This is a genomic window from Pseudoalteromonas sp. NZS100 (assembly GCF_015864815.1).
GTDB lineage: Bacteria > Pseudomonadota > Gammaproteobacteria > Enterobacterales > Alteromonadaceae > Pseudoalteromonas > Pseudoalteromonas distincta.
The window spans coordinates 1-18642 of record NZ_JADYWM010000006.1 but is presented as its reverse complement, the minus strand read 5'-3'; the positions used below and the strand labels follow the sequence as shown (position 1 = coordinate 18642).

Below are 18642 nucleotides of genomic sequence, written 5' to 3'. Positions count from 1 at the left end.
TTGGTCTTACAGGTTGTATTTGGATAATGGATAGATGAAAAAAGTAACCATAAATAGTGTAGCAAGCCATGCAGGGGTTTCTAAAAAAACCGTCTCACGCGTGTTAAATAATGAGCCTAATGTAAGTGCCGCCACCCGAGAAAAGGTGCTTGCGGTATTTAAAGAGCTTGATTACACCCCAAATCCAATTGCACGAGGTCTTGCTCAAAATCGTAGCTTTATTATTGGCTGTTTATACGATAATCCAAGTAAAAGTTATATTACCCGAGTGCAAACGGGCGCCTTAGAAGCGTGTAAAGAAAATAACTATAATTTATTGATACACCCTTGTGAGTTTCGTGGTGAAGCACTTATAAATAATATTGAGCAATTACTACAAACTTCTCGATTAGATGGCATTGTGCTAACACCTCCTTTTGGTGATTTTGCTGAGCTTGTTGCTTTTTTAAAATCTAAAAAAATTCCTTATGCAAGGGTTGCTTCAGCTTTACTACAAGATGATTCAATTTCAGTGCGTAGTAATGACGAGCAAGGCGCATTTGAGATTACTGAGCATTTAATTAACCTGGGTCATAAATCTATAGCCTTTATTAAAGGGCACCCAGATCACAGTGCCACGCAACAACGTTTTAAAGGTTACAGGCGTTCACTTGCAAGCCATGGTATAGAATTTGATGAGCGCTTAGTAGAGGAGGGTAACTTTAGTTATCACTCAGGTGTAGATAGTGCACGCAGTATTTTAGATTTATCCCCTAGGCCAACCGCTGTATTTGCATCAAACGATTACATGGCGGCAGCCGTACTTAAATTAGCAACTCAGCGCCAATTAAAAGTGCCTGATGACATTTCAATAGCTGGGTTTGATAATGCACCCATTGCGCGTCATATTTGGCCTGGGTTAACAACGATTGCACAGCCTGTTGAAGAAATGACTAAACAAGCCGTAACACAACTTATTTCACACATAGCTCAACCACAAGAACAGCCGTATCAGGTAACGCTTGAGTCGCGCTTGATTACACGTGAGTCTACCTCAGCAATAAAATAGTGGGTTTAAAACACTTTCACAGTAGCCCGAATATGAGTGACGCTTATTCGGGCTTTTTTTTACTCTGAACTTGCTAAAACATGCTTTGTGCCTAAAAATCAATTAGGTCATTATTTGGTCATGTTAAAATATTAAACTATTTTTGTTACCCGGGGTTGACACCGGTGTCATTGCTATGCGTTAATACAGTGACACCGGTGTCAGGGTTGTTGTGAGAGGCTCCCTGGTAGCGTACCTTTGAACGGGTAAATCAAAGATGCTCAGTACAGTTATTTACGTGGAGTCTGTAGTTGCTACTGAGCCTTTATCCTCTAACTAATAGAGATGAGTTAAATTATGTTACATCCTCGTATTCAAGAAGTTACCCAGCGCGTTATCGAACGCAGTAAAAATACCCGTCAAGATTATTTAGATCGCATTTCGCACGCAAAAAAACAAACAAGAGTTCGTGCCGGTTTAGGTTGCGGAAATATAGCCCATGTTATGGCTGCATGTAGCAGTGATGACAAAGCGCGCTTAAAGGCTGATGAGCAGCCAAATCTTGCTATTATCAACTCATATAACGATATGTTATCGGCTCATGTGCCATACAAAGACTACCCAGATTTAATTAAAGACATTGCAACAAAATACGATGCTACAGCTCAAGTTGCTGGTGGCGTGCCTGCAATGTGTGATGGCGTTACGCAAGGGCGTGACGGCATGGAACTTTCACTTTTTTCTCGCGATGTAATTGCTATGTCTACGGCAATTTCTCTTTCGCACGATGTGTTTGATGGCGTTTTTTGTTTAGGCGTTTGTGACAAAATCGTCCCGGGTTTATTAATTGGTGCATTGTCGTTTGGTCATTTACCTGTGTTCTTTTTACCAGCAGGTCCAATGCAATCAGGTATTCCGAATAAAGAAAAAGCACGTATTCGCCAAAAGTTTGCACAAGGTTTAGTGAGCCGCGAAGACTTACTTGAAGCTGAAAGTGCGTCTTATCACAGCGCTGGTACATGTACGTTCTACGGTACTGCCAATTCAAACCAAATGTTAATGGAAATAATGGGCTTACACCTTCCAGGTAGCTCGTTTATTAATCCTTACACTGAGCTTCGCGATGGTCTTACAGGTAATGCTGTAGAAACAATGCTTAAGCAACTTACAGATGATAAAGAAAGCCCGTGTTTAGCCGATGTGATCAGCGAAAAAACGATTATAAATGGTTTAGTGGGTCTGCTTTCTACAGGTGGTTCTACTAACCATGCAATCCATATTGTTGCGATAGCAAAAGCTGCCGGCATTCAGGTTACGTGGAAAGATATGTCTGACTTATCAGAAGTTGTACCACTTCTTACACGTATTTACCCTAACGGCTCAGCTGATGTAAACCACTTTCAAGCAGCTGGCGGTATGGGTTTCTTAATGCGAGAACTAGCAAGCGCTGGTTACTTACATACAGACGTGAAAACAATGCTTGGCGATGGTTTAGCACCATACATGACAGAGCCTCGTTTGGATAAAGACGATAGCTTGATCATGAGCGACTCAACTGGCCCAACTAAAGTTAAATGGGTAGATTGCCCAGCAAACTCGCACGATGAAGAAGTACTTCGCCCAGTGAGTAACCCATTTAGTAAGCAAGGTGGTCTGCAACTTCTAACTGGCAACTTAGGTAAAGCTGTTATCAAAGTGTCAGCTGTTGCTGAAGAACATCAAAACGTTACTGCTCCTGCAAAAGTATTTAGCTCACAAAGTGCTCTGCAAGATGCATACACTCGTGGCGAATTAAACCAAGACTTTATTGCCGTGCTAAAAGAGCAAGGCCCTAAAGCGAAAGGTATGCCAGAGCTACACAAGTTAACGCCAGTAATGGCAACGCTTCAAGATGAAGGCTTTAAAGTAGCCATTGTTACTGACGGTCGTATGTCGGGTGCATCTGGTAAAGTACCTGCTGCTATTCACTTAGCACCAGAGGCAGTAGAAGGCGGCATTATTGCTAAAATCCGAGAAGGCGATTTAGTGACGCTTGATGCGCCAAACGGAATATTAAAAGTACACGTTAGCGACGAAGAACTTGCTAAGCGTGAAGCAGAACTTAGCCTGCCAAGTGCAACATTTGGTACAGGTCGTGAATTATTTACTGGATTTAGAAATATCGTAAGCAGTGCCGATTTAGGCGCGAGTGCTTTTGGACTTGAATAAATATTAGCCATACTGGGTAATGAGGAACAAGTAATGAGTATTGAAAAAATCTTAGCATCGGCACCCGTAGTGCCAGTGGTTGTAATCGAAAAATTAGAAGATGCAGCACCACTTGCAAGAGCTTTATACAACGGTGGCTTGAAAGCCTTAGAAATAACACTACGTACACCCATTGCTGCAGAAGCTGTAAAGCTAATGAAAGCAGAAGTACCTGAAGCCTATGTAGGTACTGGTACGGTAGTAGATAAGGCAAGTTTTGATCTTTCGGTTGCTGCTGGTGCAGATTTTATGGTGAGTCCAGGTGTGAGCGATGAGCTTATTGCTTTAGCTAAAACATCAGATATACCATTTTTACCAGGCGCTGCAACTGCAAGTGAAGTTATGCAACTTGCGTCGCATGGTTTTAAGTATTTAAAATTCTTCCCAGCAGAAGCTGCGGGCGGAACAGCTATGCTTAAATCAATCGGTGGCCCATTACCACATATTACTTTTTGCCCAACTGGCGGCATTAGCCTAGCAACTGCTCCTAATTATTTAGCGCTTAACAACGTTATTTGTGTTGGTGGTACGTGGATGCTAGATAAACAACTAATTGAAAATAAAGACTGGCAAGCAATTGAAGCGCTTGCTCGCCAAGCAAGTGAACTTAAATAGGAGTCTAAAATGATTAATGTAGCAATTAACGGTTACGGCCGTATCGGTAGAAATGTTTTACGTGCACTTTATGAGTCAGCTCAAAACAGCGAAATTAAAATTGTAGCAATTAACGATTTAGCACCAGCTAACGTAAATGCACATTTAACGCAGTATGACTCAGTTCATGGTCAATTTTCTAAAAAAGTAACACTTGAAAACAACACTATGCTAATTGGGGATGACGTAATTACGTTAACGCAAGAGCGTGACCCTGCAAACTTACCGTGGAAAGAGCTAAACGTAGATATCGTTTTAGAATGTACTGGTTTTTTCACTAAACGTGATGACGCTGCTAAGCACATTACTGCAGGCGCTAAAAAAGTAATCGTATCTGCTCCAGGTACTGGTTTAGATGCAACAGTAGTGCATGGTGTAAACAGCGACGTAATTAATGCTGATAGCAATATCATTTCTAACGCTTCTTGTACTACTAACTGTTTAGCGCCAATTGCAAAAGCAATTAACGACACAGTAGGTATTGAGCAAGGTAGCATGACGACTATTCACGCTTACACCAACGATCAAAACTTATCTGACGTATACCACCCAGATTTATACCGTGCGCGTAGTGCAACTCAATCTATGATCCCAACTAAAACAGGTGCTGCGGCAGCTGTTGGTTTAGTATTACCAGAACTTGCTGGTAAATTAGATGGTATGTCGGTACGTGTACCTACAATCAATGTTTCTTTAGTTGATTTTACGTTTATCACTAAGCGTGATACGACTGCAGAAGAAATCAATGCAATCATGAAAGAAGCATCAACGGGTTCGATGAAGAGTATTTTAGAATATAACGAGCTTCCGCTTGTTTCTATCGACTTTAACCATAACCCAGCGTCGTCTATCTTTGATGCAACGCAAACTAAAGCCAATGGCAAACTAGTTAAAGTAATGGCTTGGTACGACAACGAGTGGGGTTTCTCAAACCGCATGTTAGACCAAGTTAAAGCATTAGGTCAGTACTTATAATTGACCTTGTAAAAGTTTAGCTTTATCCAACCAAGCCACGCATTGCGTGGCTTTTTTGCGTTTGGTTTATCTGTATATTTGCAATTCAAAATTAGGAGGGAACTATTTGTATTTTCTATACCCTAAATTTTGTTAATATGTGTGTGTGTAAATCAATGGAATTTCGTTGTATTTAATCAACTCAACGACGCAAGGAATAATAAAATGATAAGAGTTTTATCGCGAAAAGTATTTCGCACAAATCATCTTCAGATAGGTGAGGGCAACATAAGTGGCTACATAGCCTGCTTTTTAGCAATACTGAGTTGCTTAGGCGTATTAGCGTTTCACTTTCCTGAATACTTAACCACACCAGAGCTAAGAAAAAGCTACAGCGTCGACTTTTTACGTCAGCTTATGTTTGCATCATTATTGGTCTCGGGCAGTCTAGGATTACTTAACTTTGTACGTAATACCAATAAGCGTTTAGGGGCTACAGCGTGGTTTTTTATTTTACTCGCTATTATGTTTGGCGGACCAAACGTTGAAGTAAACGAATTTGCTTCTGATACACCTTATATAGGGCTTGATTGGTTTATTTTAGATTTACTCGGCTCAACACTTATATTTATTGTGATTGAAAAGTTATTACCTCATCGTAAAGAGCAAAAAATATTACGTAGCGAATGGCGAGGCGATTTAAACCACTTTTTTGTAAATCATTTAATTATTGGTTTTGTATTACTCGTTACTAACCACTTTGTGCATTATGGCTTTGGCTGGGCTGTATCATCTACAGTACAAGGTTATATAGAGCAAACACCCTTTGTAGTGCAGTTGTTTTTAATAATACTTGTGGCAGATTTAATGCAGTATTGGGTGCATCGTGCTTATCACGAAGTCCCTTTATTATGGCGCTTTCATGGCGTACATCACAGTGCTAAAGAAATGGACTGGTTAGCGGGCTCTCGCCAGCATATTCTTGAAATACTCGTAACGCGCAGCTTAGTGCTCACGCCTATATTTGTGCTTGGTTTTTCACAGCAAATAATTAGTTTGTACGTAATAATTGTGGGTTTGCAGGCTGTGTTTAACCATGCAAATGTACGTGTGAAATTTGGTTGGCTAAAATATTTTATGGTTACACCGCAGTTTCACCATTGGCATCATGCGTCAGATAAAGCCGCGATTGACCGAAATTACGCTGCACATTTTTCGTTTTTAGATTATGTGTTTGGTACTGCTGTTAAAGGCCAAAAAGAGTGGCCACAAGCGTATGGTGTAGTCGGGGATTACATGCCCGTAGGTATGCTTAAACAACAGATTTACCCGTTTAAGCGCACTAAATAAGTTCGGAAAATCCGAATAAACATAAAATAAAAGCGAGTAAGGTGTTACATTTTGCTCGCTTATATTATTAATATTAAATTTATTTTAGCTCTGCTAATAACTCAGTAAATGTAGGTCTTTGATTTAATGTAAGTTGCATGGCACATTTTGCCATATCGGACATTTTAACAAAGAGCTCACTTTGTCTATCATCGCCAGTTACCGTGCCTAATAAGTCTTCAATTAAACACCCTAATGCACGTACTTCAATTAACTCGATTTGCTTTTGTTGATAATCACTTAACATGGCTAAGTTTGTGGCTGCACCAAAATCACCAAATAATACATCAGCATCTTTGTTTATCATGGTGTTATGCGCATACACGTCGCCATGGCTTACTTTACAAATATGCAAGTGATGTAAGGTACTTACCATTTGCTGTGCAATTTTTAAAATAGCGTGAGTTGAGTAATGGCAATCATCGTTGAAGGTATCACGCGTACAGGTTTCAAGGCTTGGAGGCAGGCCTAAATTAGCAAAGTTTTTATCTATTAGCTCCATTACTAAACCTAGCTGATCACTTTGCTCAATGTAGGCAAGTACTTTAATTAAATTAGCGTGATCGCCTGCTTGTAGGCAGCAATTTACTTCATCAAGCGGGTAGCCGTCGCTGGTAATTGCGCCTTTAAATAATTTGATCGCTACAGCGCTATCAGCTGCTTGTGCTAAATGAATAACGCCCGATGCACCTTGGCCAATAACATGACTGAGTGTGTAATCGTTAAGAGGCTTATTTTCTAAGCAGCTATTTGTAAGGCACTGAGCTTTATTAAAATCGTTACCGGCAAACGCAAGCCAAGCAAGTTTAGGCAATTCAAACAGCCAGTCGTCTACGTGTGTTAAGTTATTAGCAGAGAGCCTAACAAGCTCAAGGTTTTTACACTGCGCCATGCTACTTGGCAGTTGCTTAAGTTGATTGCCTGCAAGCGCAAGCTTTTTAAGCTGGGTATAATTCCCAAAATCTTCAGGTAATTCGCTTAACGTATTATCGGTGAGTATTAGCCACTCAATATTTTTTGGCAGGCTGTTTAAAGCAAATTCAGAAATTTGGTTACCTTTAAACGCGACCATAATTAAAGCAGGGCATTTAGCGAGCACTTTAGGAATATGCTTAAACTGATTAAACGATAAAAACACACGCTTCAGGTGTGTTAAACAGGCAAATTCATCAGGTAGTGTTGATAAGTTATTATTTGATAAATCGAGAACTTCAAGCGTGTCAGCTAAGCTAAATATTTCTTCAGGAAATGTCGTTAGCTCTTCTACCAATTGCAGGCGAGTAGCACCAACAAGTTTGCCACTTTTAAGCTCTTTAAGGGAGTTCATATTAATACCATGTTCTAAAAATGAAAAAGCCAACATAGCTGTTGGCTTAAAGTCGTTCTAACTTACTAAATCGCTCTTTAGAATTGCGCGTTATGGTAAACGTTTTGCACGTCGTCGCAATCTTCTAACATTGCTAAAAAGCGTTCCATAACTTCAACGTCTTCGCCTTCAATCGGCGTTTCAATTTGTGGCACAAAGCTAATTAGGTCTTCGTCAAATTCAGTCACGCCCATTTCTTCAAGCGCTGTACGTGTATTGTTGTACTCTGTGTGAGGAGCAAAAACAGTAACTTTACCGTCATCTACTTCTACGTCAGTTACATCAACATCAGCCATCATAAGAGCTTCAAGTACTGCTTCGTCGTCATCACCGTCAAATACAAAAATAGCAAGGTGATCAAATAAATGTGAAACAGAGTTTTGAGCGCCAATTTTAGCATTTGCTTTGGTAAAACAAACACGTACATCAGCAAAGGTACGCTTGTTGTTGTCTGTTAAACAGTCAACAATAATCATACAGTTACCAGGGCCGTAACCTTCGTAACGTGTTGCTGCGTAGTCTTCACCGCCGCCGCCTTTTGCTTTGTCTATTGCGCGGTCAATAACGTGTGCTGGTACTTGGTCTTTTTTAGCGCGTTCAATTAAACGACGTAATGATAAGTTACCATCTGGATCTACACCGCCGTTTTTTGCACAAATATAAATTTCTTTGCCGTACTTAGAATAAACTTTAGTTTTAGCACCCGCAGTCTTAGCCATTGAATCTTTTTTGTTTTGGTAAGCTCTTCCCATCTGCGTTTCGCCTTAATATATGTAAATAATAGAATAAAATTATAATGCGTATTCTAAAGGTAAATGCATTCAAGGGCTAGTAAGTATTAAAACAGATTAAAACGATAACGTTTAAAAGCCATGTAAACTGTATTTTATTAATGGGATCATCGAGGGTTCTAGACGTTGGAATTATACTTATTATGTGTAAATTTAATTCAATAAAAAAGCAACCTGTATAACAGGTTGCCTTACTAAGTAATAAAAAGTAAGTGTTACTTACCAAATACGTACACGCTCATCTTCAGGAAGGTATAACTCATCGCCTGGTTTTACATCAAACGCTTTGTACCATGCATCGTGGTTACGTGGCGCTTGTGCTCTAAAGCGACCTGGGGCATGTGTGCCACCACGAAGTTGGTTAAGCATGCTTTGCTCAGTACGTTTTTCTTTCCATACTTGTGCCCACGCAAGGAAGAAACGTTGATCGCCAGTAACGCCGTCAATAACAGGCGCTTCTTTACCATTTAAACTTAGCTTGTAAGCGTGATAAGCCATCGACAAACCACCTACATCACCAATGTTTTCGCCAAGGCTATTTCGACCATTAACAAAATTACCTTCAATTGGCTCGTACTTACTGTACTGCGCAGCCAGTTGTTCGGCTTTTTTGTCAAATGCAGCGCGGTCAGCATCAGTCCACCAGTTACGTTGCACACCGTTTTCGTCTGATTTTGAACCTTGGTCGTCAAACCCATGACCCATTTCGTGACCAATTACAGCGCCAATGCCGCCATAGTTTACAGCCGGATCAGCATTTGGATCGAAAAAAGGTGGCTGTAGTATCGCAGCCGGAAATACAATTTCATTAAACGAGCTATTGTAGTAAGCGTTTACGCGTTGTGGCGTCATGCCCCAGCGGTTACGATCTGTTTTTTGTAGCTCTTTTTCAACACTTTCTGCGTGGAAAAATTCACGCATGTTTTTCACATTACCGATTAAATCGTTTTTAGTAATGCTTAAACCATCATAAGACTGCCAAACATCGGGGTAACCAATTTTTGGTACAAATGCAGCAAGCTTAGCGCGCGCATTTACTTTAGTTGCATCACCCATCCATTCTAGATTATCAATACGTTCACCCAGGGCTGTTCGAAGGTTTTCAACCAGCTCTGACATTTGTTGTTTTGATGACTCAGGGAAGTAACGCGCTACGTATATTTTACCAATAGCAAAACCAAGCGAACTTGTGCCTGACATTTGACTTATTGCACGTTTCCAACGAGGGCGAGGCTCTTGTTGTCCGTTTAGTTCTTTACCAAAAAAAGCAAAGTTAGTATTAAATACGTCTTCTGATAGTAAACCTGCGTTACCGCTAATAGCGTGATACGTTAGGTAGTCTTTCCATACTGCAATATCTTCTTGATTGATTAGCTCAATCATCGCTTTTATAGGTTCAGGTTGAGAGACATTTAACTGAGGTACTTTATAACCTGTTTGCGCAAAATATAAATCCCAGTTAAAACCAGGATAAGCAGTGCTTAAATCAGCGCGTTCAATTTGGTTTAGCGTTAAATCGCGATTACGGCGCTTTTCACGAGGCCAATGACCTTGTGCAATTTTGGTTTCAAGATCAACAATTGCTTGAGCACGCTCTGCGGTATTTTTTACTCCTGCAAACTCAAGCATGTCAGCAATGTGAGCAACATAAGCTGTACGGGTTTTAACAAAGCGCTCAGCGTCTTCAAGGTAGTAAGAACGATCGGGTAGGCCTAAACCACCAGCACCTAGTGACATTTCATATTTATTAGGGTCTAGGCGATTAAACCACATGCCGCCGCCAAAAGGGGCTTTATTACCGGTTAACCAAGACTTACCAAACATCTCAGCTAAATCGTCGGTCGACGATATATCATTAATTTCACTTAGCAATGGCTTAATTGGCGCCACACCTAGTTTATTAAGTGTTTCGGTATCCATGTAGGCGTTGTAAAAATCAGCAACGAGTTTTTCTTCTGCGTTTAAATCTTTGCGTGCGGCTATTTCTTCAATAATAGCTTTAACATCGCCTTCGCTTCGCTCTGCTAATCCTGAAAATGCACCGTAGCGGGTTTTATCTGCCGGCATTATATAGTTGTCATACCAAGTACCACTGGCATACATAAAAAAATCATCGCCTGGTTTAACGGCTTCATTACGGGCTGTTAAATCAACACCAAAACTACCTAGTTCTGCTTTTTGTGTCACTGCTGCAGTGGCTACTTTAGATTTTTGCTCGTCTGTTTTTGTTGTTTGCGGCTCTGAACAACCAGTAATAAATGTGGCAGCTAATGCTGCGGCTATTAAACTCTTTTTCATTACTTACTCCTGAGTATCACTGATTGAATTAAAGCAGCAGTGAATCATTTTTATTGTTACGAATATTTAACTTATCGATTGTTATTGATATTAATCATACAAACAAACCTTTTGAGGTGAATCACCACAGTGCTCGATAAAACTAATATAAGAGAAAACAGAAAGGCTAATAGGTTCTATAAACACTTTATTTAGCTCGCATACTTAAAAGTATCAGAGCTAAGAGGGGTTACGCAGTATTTATTTTTTATGCTGAAGCTCCCACATACGGGCATATTCTCCGGCGAGTGTAAGTAACTCATCGTGCTTACCTTGCTCAATAATTTGTCCGGCTTTGAGCACAATAATGGTGTCTGCATCGGTAATAGTAGAAAGGCGATGAGCAATAACAATACTCGTATGGTTACTGGCAACTTCACGCATTGCAGCAAGTATTGCTTGCTCAGAATGAGAGTCGAGTGCAGATGTTGCTTCATCAAAAATTAAAATAGGGGACTTTTTCAAAATGGCGCGCGCAATAGCAATACGCTGTTTTTCGCCGCCGGATACTTTTAAACCGCGCTCGCCAACCAGTGTTTTATCGCCTTTATCAAGTGTGCCTATAAAGTCTTTTAAATGCGCCATTGCAATGGCGTCGTCAATTTCAGCATCGCTTGCTGTTGGTCTACCGTAAGCGATATTTTCACGAATCGTGGTGTTAAACAACACGGTGTCTTGCGGGACTATTGCAATGGCTTTTCGTAAACTATTAAGTGTTACTGAGTTTATTACTTGATTATCAATGCTAATTTCACCGGTGCTTACATCATAAAAACGATAAAGCAGTCGCGCCAATGAGCTTTTACCTGCACCACTGGCACCAACAATGGCTACTTTGCTGCCAGCTTTAACACTAAAACTAAGGTTATTAAGAATAGGGCGATGCGCATCGTAACTAAAACTTACATTATTAAATGTTATTTCACCTTGGCTAATATTGAGCTCTTTTGCATTAAGTGCATCGGTTATTTGTGGTTTTTTGTTAAGTAGTCCAAGCATGTTTTCAAGGTCGGTTAGTGCGCGCCTTATTTCGCGGTACACAAAACCTAAAAAGTTAAGCGGTAAAAATAGCTGAATCATATACGCGTTGATCATCACAAGTTCACCAATAGAGAGAGTTCCTGCAACTACTTCGGTTGAGCCCAACCACATTAACGCGGTAATAGCACAGGCAATAATAAGTGCTTGGCCTGAGTTGAGGGCGAGCAACGACATTCTATTTTTTAAACGGGCTTTTTCCCAGTTTGCTAAAAAGGTGTCGTACGTTTTAGCTTCAAACTGTTCATTATTAAAATATTTTACAGTTTCATAGTTAAGTAGGCTGTCTATAGCGCGGGTATTACTTTGGTTGTCGGCAGCGTTTGCTTCGCGAATAAAGCGGTTTCTCCACTGAGTAACCACCACAGTAAAGGTAATATAAATAGCGACTGCCAATAATGTAATAAGCGCAAACCAAACAGAAAACAACGTGCCAAAAATAATCGCAACGGTCAGTATTTCAAATAAAGTAGGCACAATGTTAAACATTAAAAAACGCATTAAAAAGCTTAACCCGCTAGTACCTCGTTCTATATCGCGGCTAATGCCACCGGTTTGCCTATCTAAATGAAAAGCCAGCTCAAGTGAGTGCAAATGCTTAAATACTTTTAAACCAATATCACGCATGGCGTGCTCGGTTACCCGAGAAAATACAGCATCTCTTACCTCACCTAAAAATACGCTAGCAAAACGCAGTCCACCGTACATCAATAGCAATAAAGCAGGAATAACTAACAGTGGGTTAATCGACTTATCTACAGAGTCTATTATTTCTTTAAGCGCCCAAGGCATTAAAAGCGTGGCACCTTTTGCGCCTATAAGCGCCATAAGTGCAATAAAAACACGGCCTTTAAATTTTGTAAGGTAGGGCCACAGTGTTTTTACACTTTGGCGTAAATTCATGGCGTCTGGTCGTTTTTCTGTGCTTTGTCTGGGGCGCATTAGCGATCTCTGTTAAAACTAAATACTTAATTAATAAGCATTGTATTTTAAATGCTTGCCCTTATATACTACGCATCCCTTATTTTAGTTTTAAAACGTGAATGTTTAAATTTAGAGTGTTTTTAACTGCCTTTTTGCTACTTGCTGCACTTTTTAGTGTGCAGAGCAATGCTATGGGCGCCTCACAAAATTTAAATATAAATATTAGCACGCAGGTTTCGCTTACTAATATTGGCGATTTAACTAAAATACAGCCTATTAGTAAGTCTGTAGATACTTTGCAACATAAAAAAACGCATCAAACCGATTTTGACGCGCACCAACCAAGATTAACTGCCAATAATTCATCTTTGTTTTTGCACACTGTGCAAAATGAGCCAGAATACGATGTGGTTTTTGAATTTTTTGCTCAAAATCTTGTTAGGCATATATTCTTACGACCGAGAGCCGTTAACCGTATACAACCTTGGTATACGCTTGTAACTAATAGTAAAAAGTCGCGCTTAAGTGGCTGGAAAGATGTTAACTTACTCTACACTGCCGTAACTACCTACCACGCTTAATTTTCCTTATTTAATTTTATTAGGTTTTAACTTTTAAAGTTTTAGCCTGCAGATTAATTGTGCTTTTAAAAAGTACGTTGCTAGCATTTCTGGCAATAAGGATTAAACATGTTAAGTTTTAAAAAAGATAAAAAGCCGTCTACGGCTAAGTTCAAATTAAGCTATATAGCCATGCTAATAGTATTGGTTTTATTAGCTATTAGCGCATTACCAAACCTATATCCAAATAAATCGTGGTTGCACGTAAGTAATACGCCGCACAGCGAAACGCAATCTTTACCGAGCACTAAAACGCTAGTTACTTTTTTGAATAACCAAGGGCTTGAGGTTGAGCAGGGTTTAGATAAGCAATCGACTATTAATGTACTTTTAAACGAGCCAACTAAAAGCGCTCAGGCGCAAGTGGCTATAAAAGCGCAATATCCAAACACGCAAGTAAAAATTGTTGAGCATGCAACCAGCCCCACATGGCTACAAAATTTTGGTTTATCACCAATTAAGCTAGGCCTTGATTTAAATGGCGGTGTGCTATTTGTATTAGACGTAGATTTAGATAAAGCCGTTTATGAGCAATTAGTCAGTGCGTATCAACAAGCTAAATCAATTATTATTAAGCAAAAAGCACATGGCGTAAAAGCGCAGCAAACTCAGCACGGGTTTGAAATAAACGCATTGCCTAATGCAACCGACAAGTTAACCCCTGTTATTGAAGAGCTACAAAGCCGATTTGCTAATTTAGCCGTTGTAACAAGCAATAACGGCAGCGTTAAAACTGCCAAATTTAGTTATTCAGAGCAAGGCCGCAGCAGCTTTGATAAAGAAGTAATGGGGCAAACACTTACAACCCTTCGTTCACGTATTGAAGAGTTAGGCATTACCGAAGCGGTAACACAGCAACAAGGTAAGCACCGCATTCGTATAGAGCTACCGGGTGTGCAAGATCCAACCGAAGCTAAGCGCATTATTGGTGCAACCGCATCGCTTGGTTTTTATCAATTAAAAGAAATTGGCGGGCAAACATTTAATATGCAATCGGGCGGAACGATAAAGCTCGATCCTGTGCCAATTTTTACAGGCGATCATATTAATAATGCAAACATAGGCCGCGACGATTGGGGTAAACCACTTGTACAACTAAGCCTAGACGGCCAAGGTGGGGATGCTATGTCGGCGTTTTCAAAAGCCAATATTGGTAAGCCAATGGCGACGCTTTACTCTGAGTACTCTCAAAACGCTAAAGGCGAAGTAGTTAAAAAAAGCGAAGTTATTAATGTTGCCAATATTGCTCAGCATTTAAGTTCGCGTTTTAGTATTACCAATATGAAAAGCCAACAAGCGGCAGCCGACCTAGCATTATTACTACGTGCAGGCTCGCTTACCGCACCCGTTACAATTGTGCACGAACAAACAATAGGCCCAAGCCTCGGCAGCGAAAATATTAGTAATGGCTTAGCCGCGCTTATGTTAGGCATGGGTATTACGCTTGCATTTATGGCGCTTTGGTATCGCCGTTTAGGCCTTATTGCAAACGTAGCACTTATATTAAATTTAACGTCGCTTGTGGGCTTAATGTCATTATTACCAGGGGTTGTGTTAACCCTGCCGGGTATCGCTGGCCTAGTATTAACCATAGGTATGGCGGTAGACACTAACGTAATAATATTTGAACGCATTAAAGAAGAACGTCGCCAAGGCCGTGCACCATATCAAGCTATTCAAGAGGGTTATAAACAAGCCGCAAATACAATATTTGATGCCAATATAACGACCATGATCACCGCACTTATCTTATACGGCATAGGCTATGGGCCCGTTAAAGGTTTTGCCATTACACTCGCACTGGGGCTTTTAACATCTGTATTTACAGGTGTGTACGTATCAAAAATATTAAGCCAAACGTTGTATTTAAAAATGGGTAAAAAAGCAGGAGTAAAAGCACATGCTTAACATTTTTTTGAAAGGTGAAAAGGGCACACGTTTACGTTTTATGGGCATGCTTTTAAGCGCCATGTTAGTGTTGCTATCCGTATTTACGCTTACGCAAAAAGGTTTAAATTTCGGCTTAGACTTTACCGGCGGTTATTTAACTGAGTTTACAACCAGCCAAAGCGTTGAGCTAAAAGAGCTTCAATCGTTTATTGCTAAAAATCACAACGGTGAGTTTGAGCTAACCGCGCAAGGTAATAGCCATTTTCAATTAAGAGAAGCACCAAGTGCATCAACAACAGCTAATAGCCTTGATTGGCAAAGCGCTGTTACACAAAACGATGATATAAACGCACAGGTATTATCGTCAGCTTATATTGGCTCACAAGTGGGCGATGAGTTATTTGATCAGGGTTGTTTAGCAATGTTTGCTGCAATGATTGCGGTAATGATTTACCTTGCAGTGCGTTTTGAATGGCGATTAGCGGTAGGCTCTGTGGTTGCGCTAGTGCACGATTTAATACTCGTTCTTGGGTTATTTTCACTATTACAAATTGAGTTTAACCTAACCGTGCTGGCCAGCTTACTGGCTATTATTGGTTACTCACTTAACGACTCAATAATAGTGGGGGATAGAGTGCGTGAGCTTTTACGTGTTCAATCAAATAATGTACTTAGCCCAGCGACTATTATTAATAATGCGATTAAAAGCACACTAACGCGCACCTTAATAACGTCGGGTACCACACTTGCGACGGTTGCGAGCGTTTGGTTACTTGCAGGCGCACCACTGCAAGGCTTTGCTATAGCATTATTTACCGGCATTGTAGTGGGTACGTTCTCGTCTATTTGTATAGCGGCAACCTTGCCGGAGCTATTGGGCTTAAGCGCTAAAAACTACGAAGTTAAAGTAGATGCCCACACGCAAACATTATTAGATATGCCATAAGGTTTTTAATAGAGCATAAGCAAAGAGCTGTACCAACCAACCGCAATTTGCTTGTTTAATGCTAATTTAAGCCCCGCTAGTATTCCCACCAAACTTGCGGGGTTTAAAACAATGGTTTTAAGCCTAGCAAAAATGTTAAACTAGCTGCCTTATTTTTACAGCCTGTATTGTACTAATCCCCATGAATAAAACCCACGTTATCGAACATCTTCGCTTTGCGCTAGAAGCGCAGCTTACAACAGCAAAAGTAGCGGCAAAAACTGCGCACGACACCGCCACACATGAAGAAAACATAGCCGAAAATAAATACGATACCCTAGGGCTCGAAGCCGCTTATTTAGCACAAGGCCAAGCCCAGCGCGTAAACGATTGCTATAAAAGCATAGAATTGTTTGAGCCTGCTTTTAACGAAAAACCAACCGACAAAATAGCTATCGGTTCGCTGGTGTGTTTAGAAGATGACAAAGCTGCTCAAAAATGGTTTTATTTAGGCCCCGCAGCTGGTGGGTTAACAGTAAACGTTAAAGAGCACGCAATTGCTGTTGTAACACCCGGCGCACCAATGGGTAAGCAGTTATTAAATAAACAGATTGATGATGAAATTACGTTAACAATTGCAGGTAAAGCCAACGAATATGTGGTGGTAGAGATTTTATAAAGCTTTTTTTAAGAGAAGCGCCATCCGACAAAGGTAATTCTGTCTCATAACATTATTAAAAGTCGTTTTGACATAAATCAGCAGAGTTAACTTTGATGCATAGGTAATCACTTGTTTACATCAGAGTTATTAAGTGAAATTATTGGCGTATTTAATACACGCCACTTTGGTGTGTTCTAAATCACCAAAGTGATGTTTAATTAGCCGTCTACGTTTCGATTAATTACTTTAAGAGATATACTAATGGAAAAGGAAAAAATTGTTCTATTTCTAGGGCATGCAGATAGGGAAGGTGTAACTGCAAAATTGAAAGCAGTAGGTACGCGCTATAAACGAAAGATGCTTGAATCCACAACTGATAATTGGAAAACAATTATTAGTTTCTTTGACCAATATGAAGTGACTTCTGTGGTCGTAAAAATGACTAATACAGCGTTTGGTATTTTTGTAGCACCTCATTATGGTAGTTTAGTAAATGATCTATTAACTAGAGTATCAAAAGTTCCTAACCTGTTCTTGGCTCATGAATCTTTGATTACAGGTATAGACAGTTATGAACAAAATCAACGTGATCAAAAGCTGGATGACTTTGACCCTGATCTAGAACCTGAATACGAATATATGGACTCATTTTACGATGGTTTGTTCACACCCCCAGATTCAGATACAAGAACCTCGGTTATTTCATTACTAGAAAACTATGGATTAACATTAATACCTTATAAAAAAATGTAGAGTTAAGTCTTTTAGCATCCTCGTTTATTGATCAAAACGAAAGTAACCTTATTTTTAGAATTTATATTCCTGCTGAAAGAATGTGGGCGAATGAAGCTGAAAAGTTATTATTGCTTTTTAGGGAATATTTACAAAAAGCTTCACATCTTGATGTGCGACAAGAGCAATACAGCACTAAACAAGGTGTAGTTCATGAATTTTATAGTGGTGACAGCATCGATCCTTCTATATTACCTAAAGAATTTGAGGAATTCTCTACGTTTATGGATACTTGTGTTTCTAACCCTGACAGCGCGTCAGCACTTTTAGTTTCAAAAAATATGAGTTCAATGGAAGTTATAAAAATTGTTGAAAGATACTCCAAAGAGGCAAGGCGTCTCCATATAGACTTAAAGCAAGAAAGGGAGATGAAAAGTTTAACCATTAAACACCGGCTAGAAAGTGAGTTGGGTGAATTTGTGCGCACAGATGAAGACTGGGCAAGTATTAATACTTTAGTAGATTCAGCTATTCCCAAGTTTAATGGTATTGATTCTGCCTTATTGATTGATAGAAGCTCTTTGAGTCCAGTTCAGAATAACCTGACTGTAAATATCAAACCTCAAATAATTGAGTCTGTAAACGGAGTTGTCGCACAAGAAATCATTGGCGACCAGCACCTTGGTACGGATGCAAAGCAGCTTTTAGAGTTAATTGAAAAATTTGCAGATAAAAATAAAACTGAATTAGCCTCCGCGGTTCATGAATTAGTTGATGTTAGTTCTAAAAAAGAAGACCGTCTTAATGCAAAACAAAAATTAAAAGGTTTTCTATTAACTGCTGGGGGCAAAGCCGGTGAAGTTGCAACAGGTTTATTGCAAACTTTTATTGAAAATCAGATTGGTCTATAGAAAATAAGTCATTCAAGCAGGACAATGCTCTCCCCCCAGTTCAATGGCACCTCCTCATCACTTTGAGGAGGTTAAATAAAATAGTTTTAGCCGATAATTAGTTGTATTAGTTCAGACAAGATCTGACACATCAACTTGAAAAAGTGAGAGTTACCCGTTTTGATAAAAGGTGTCGA

15 protein-coding genes are annotated in these 18642 nt (G+C 39.8%); 11 read left to right on the top strand and 4 right to left on the bottom strand.

What is annotated here, in order from left to right; translation table 11 throughout:
- The first annotated feature begins 34 nt into the window (after positions 1-34).
- The 5 genes from I6E69_RS07865 to I6E69_RS07845 all read left to right on the top strand — a co-directional run bounded on the left by I6E69_RS07865 (position 35) and on the right by I6E69_RS07845 (position 6232).
- Entirely contained in the window at positions 35-1048 is a 1014-nt protein-coding gene (locus I6E69_RS07865) for a LacI family DNA-binding transcriptional regulator (RefSeq protein ID WP_197120992.1), read from the top strand.
- A 336-nt stretch (positions 1049-1384) separates the two neighbouring features.
- Positions 1385-3235 (top strand): phosphogluconate dehydratase, encoded by a 1851-nt coding sequence (edd, locus tag I6E69_RS07860; RefSeq protein WP_197120991.1) that lies wholly within the window; start codon positions 1385-1387, stop codon positions 3233-3235.
- A gap of 33 nt (positions 3236-3268) precedes the next feature.
- Positions 3269-3889, top strand: a complete 621-nt coding sequence (gene eda, locus I6E69_RS07855) for a bifunctional 4-hydroxy-2-oxoglutarate aldolase/2-dehydro-3-deoxy-phosphogluconate aldolase (RefSeq protein ID WP_002959756.1) — start codon at positions 3269-3271, stop codon at positions 3887-3889.
- A 9-nt stretch (positions 3890-3898) separates the two neighbouring features.
- The gene (gene gap / locus I6E69_RS07850) at positions 3899-4903 is read left to right on the top strand and encodes a type I glyceraldehyde-3-phosphate dehydrogenase (RefSeq protein ID WP_002959757.1); all 1005 of its coding nucleotides are present in this window, start codon (positions 3899-3901) and stop codon (positions 4901-4903) included.
- A 204-nt stretch (positions 4904-5107) separates the two neighbouring features.
- On the top strand, positions 5108-6232 hold the full coding sequence (locus tag I6E69_RS07845) for a sterol desaturase family protein (RefSeq protein WP_002959759.1): 1125 nt from the start codon (positions 5108-5110) through the stop codon (positions 6230-6232).
- Between the two features lie 79 nt (positions 6233-6311).
- On the opposite strand, the gene I6E69_RS07840 is transcribed toward I6E69_RS07845, so the two are convergent.
- From I6E69_RS07840 to I6E69_RS07825, 4 genes are all read right to left on the bottom strand, one after another.
- Positions 6312-7598, bottom strand: coding sequence for a leucine-rich repeat-containing protein kinase family protein (locus I6E69_RS07840; protein ID WP_197120990.1), 1287 nt, complete (start codon positions 7596-7598; stop codon positions 6312-6314).
- A 77-nt stretch (positions 7599-7675) separates the two neighbouring features.
- A complete protein-coding gene (locus I6E69_RS07835; protein ID WP_002959761.1) occupies positions 7676-8389 on the bottom strand; it encodes a YebC/PmpR family DNA-binding transcriptional regulator in 714 nt (237 codons plus the stop codon).
- 258 nt (positions 8390-8647) lie between these two features.
- Positions 8648-10726, bottom strand: coding sequence for a M13 family metallopeptidase (locus tag I6E69_RS07830; RefSeq protein ID WP_197120989.1), 2079 nt, complete (start codon positions 10724-10726; stop codon positions 8648-8650).
- A gap of 240 nt (positions 10727-10966) precedes the next feature.
- A complete protein-coding gene (locus I6E69_RS07825; RefSeq protein WP_197120988.1) occupies positions 10967-12745 on the bottom strand; it encodes an ABC transporter ATP-binding protein/permease in 1779 nt (592 codons plus the stop codon).
- A gap of 101 nt (positions 12746-12846) precedes the next feature.
- Here I6E69_RS07825 and I6E69_RS07820 point away from each other — a divergent pair, with 101 nt between their 5' ends.
- The 6 genes from I6E69_RS07820 (at position 12847) to I6E69_RS07795 (ending at position 18466) form a co-directional block, all read left to right on the top strand.
- On the top strand, positions 12847-13308 hold the full coding sequence (locus I6E69_RS07820) for a hypothetical protein (RefSeq protein WP_197120987.1): 462 nt from the start codon (positions 12847-12849) through the stop codon (positions 13306-13308).
- Positions 13309-13416: 108 nt separating this feature from the next.
- On the top strand, positions 13417-15255 hold the full coding sequence (gene secD / locus I6E69_RS07815; protein ID WP_197120986.1) for a protein translocase subunit SecD: 1839 nt from the start codon (positions 13417-13419) through the stop codon (positions 15253-15255).
- Positions 15248-16183 carry a protein translocase subunit SecF gene (secF, locus tag I6E69_RS07810; RefSeq protein WP_197120985.1) on the top strand — a complete coding sequence of 312 codons (936 nt, stop codon included), beginning with the start codon at positions 15248-15250 and terminating at the stop codon, positions 16181-16183. The genes secD and secF overlap by 8 nt, the downstream gene beginning before the upstream one ends.
- Before the next feature lie 181 nt (positions 16184-16364).
- On the top strand, positions 16365-16841 hold the full coding sequence (locus tag I6E69_RS07805; RefSeq protein WP_197120984.1) for a GreA/GreB family elongation factor: 477 nt from the start codon (positions 16365-16367) through the stop codon (positions 16839-16841).
- Between the two features lie 243 nt (positions 16842-17084).
- On the top strand, positions 17085-17576 hold the full coding sequence (locus I6E69_RS07800; protein ID WP_197120983.1) for a hypothetical protein: 492 nt from the start codon (positions 17085-17087) through the stop codon (positions 17574-17576).
- 80 nt (positions 17577-17656) lie between these two features.
- On the top strand, positions 17657-18466 hold the full coding sequence (locus I6E69_RS07795) for a hypothetical protein (RefSeq protein WP_197120982.1): 810 nt from the start codon (positions 17657-17659) through the stop codon (positions 18464-18466).
- Positions 18467-18642 lie beyond the last annotated feature (176 nt).

Coding starts and splice junctions, on each gene's coding strand:
- I6E69_RS07865 (WP_197120992.1), top strand. CDS start 35: ATGAAAAAAGTAACCATAAATAGTGTAGCAAGCCATGCAGGGGTTTCT.
- edd (WP_197120991.1), top strand. CDS start 1,385: ATGTTACATCCTCGTATTCAAGAAGTTACCCAGCGCGTTATCGAACGC.
- eda (WP_002959756.1), top strand. CDS start 3,269: ATGAGTATTGAAAAAATCTTAGCATCGGCACCCGTAGTGCCAGTGGTT.
- gap (WP_002959757.1), top strand. CDS start 3,899: ATGATTAATGTAGCAATTAACGGTTACGGCCGTATCGGTAGAAATGTT.
- I6E69_RS07845 (WP_002959759.1), top strand. CDS start 5,108: ATGATAAGAGTTTTATCGCGAAAAGTATTTCGCACAAATCATCTTCAG.
- I6E69_RS07840 (WP_197120990.1), bottom strand. CDS start 7,598: ATGAACTCCCTTAAAGAGCTTAAAAGTGGCAAACTTGTTGGTGCTACT.
- I6E69_RS07835 (WP_002959761.1), bottom strand. CDS start 8,389: ATGGGAAGAGCTTACCAAAACAAAAAAGATTCAATGGCTAAGACTGCG.
- I6E69_RS07830 (WP_197120989.1), bottom strand. CDS start 10,726: ATGAAAAAGAGTTTAATAGCCGCAGCATTAGCTGCCACATTTATTACT.
- I6E69_RS07825 (WP_197120988.1), bottom strand. CDS start 12,745: ATGCGCCCCAGACAAAGCACAGAAAAACGACCAGACGCCATGAATTTA.
- I6E69_RS07820 (WP_197120987.1), top strand. CDS start 12,847: ATGTTTAAATTTAGAGTGTTTTTAACTGCCTTTTTGCTACTTGCTGCA.
- secD (WP_197120986.1), top strand. CDS start 13,417: ATGTTAAGTTTTAAAAAAGATAAAAAGCCGTCTACGGCTAAGTTCAAA.
- secF (WP_197120985.1), top strand. CDS start 15,248: ATGCTTAACATTTTTTTGAAAGGTGAAAAGGGCACACGTTTACGTTTT.
- I6E69_RS07805 (WP_197120984.1), top strand. CDS start 16,365: ATGAATAAAACCCACGTTATCGAACATCTTCGCTTTGCGCTAGAAGCG.
- I6E69_RS07800 (WP_197120983.1), top strand. CDS start 17,085: ATGGAAAAGGAAAAAATTGTTCTATTTCTAGGGCATGCAGATAGGGAA.
- I6E69_RS07795 (WP_197120982.1), top strand. CDS start 17,657: ATGTGGGCGAATGAAGCTGAAAAGTTATTATTGCTTTTTAGGGAATAT.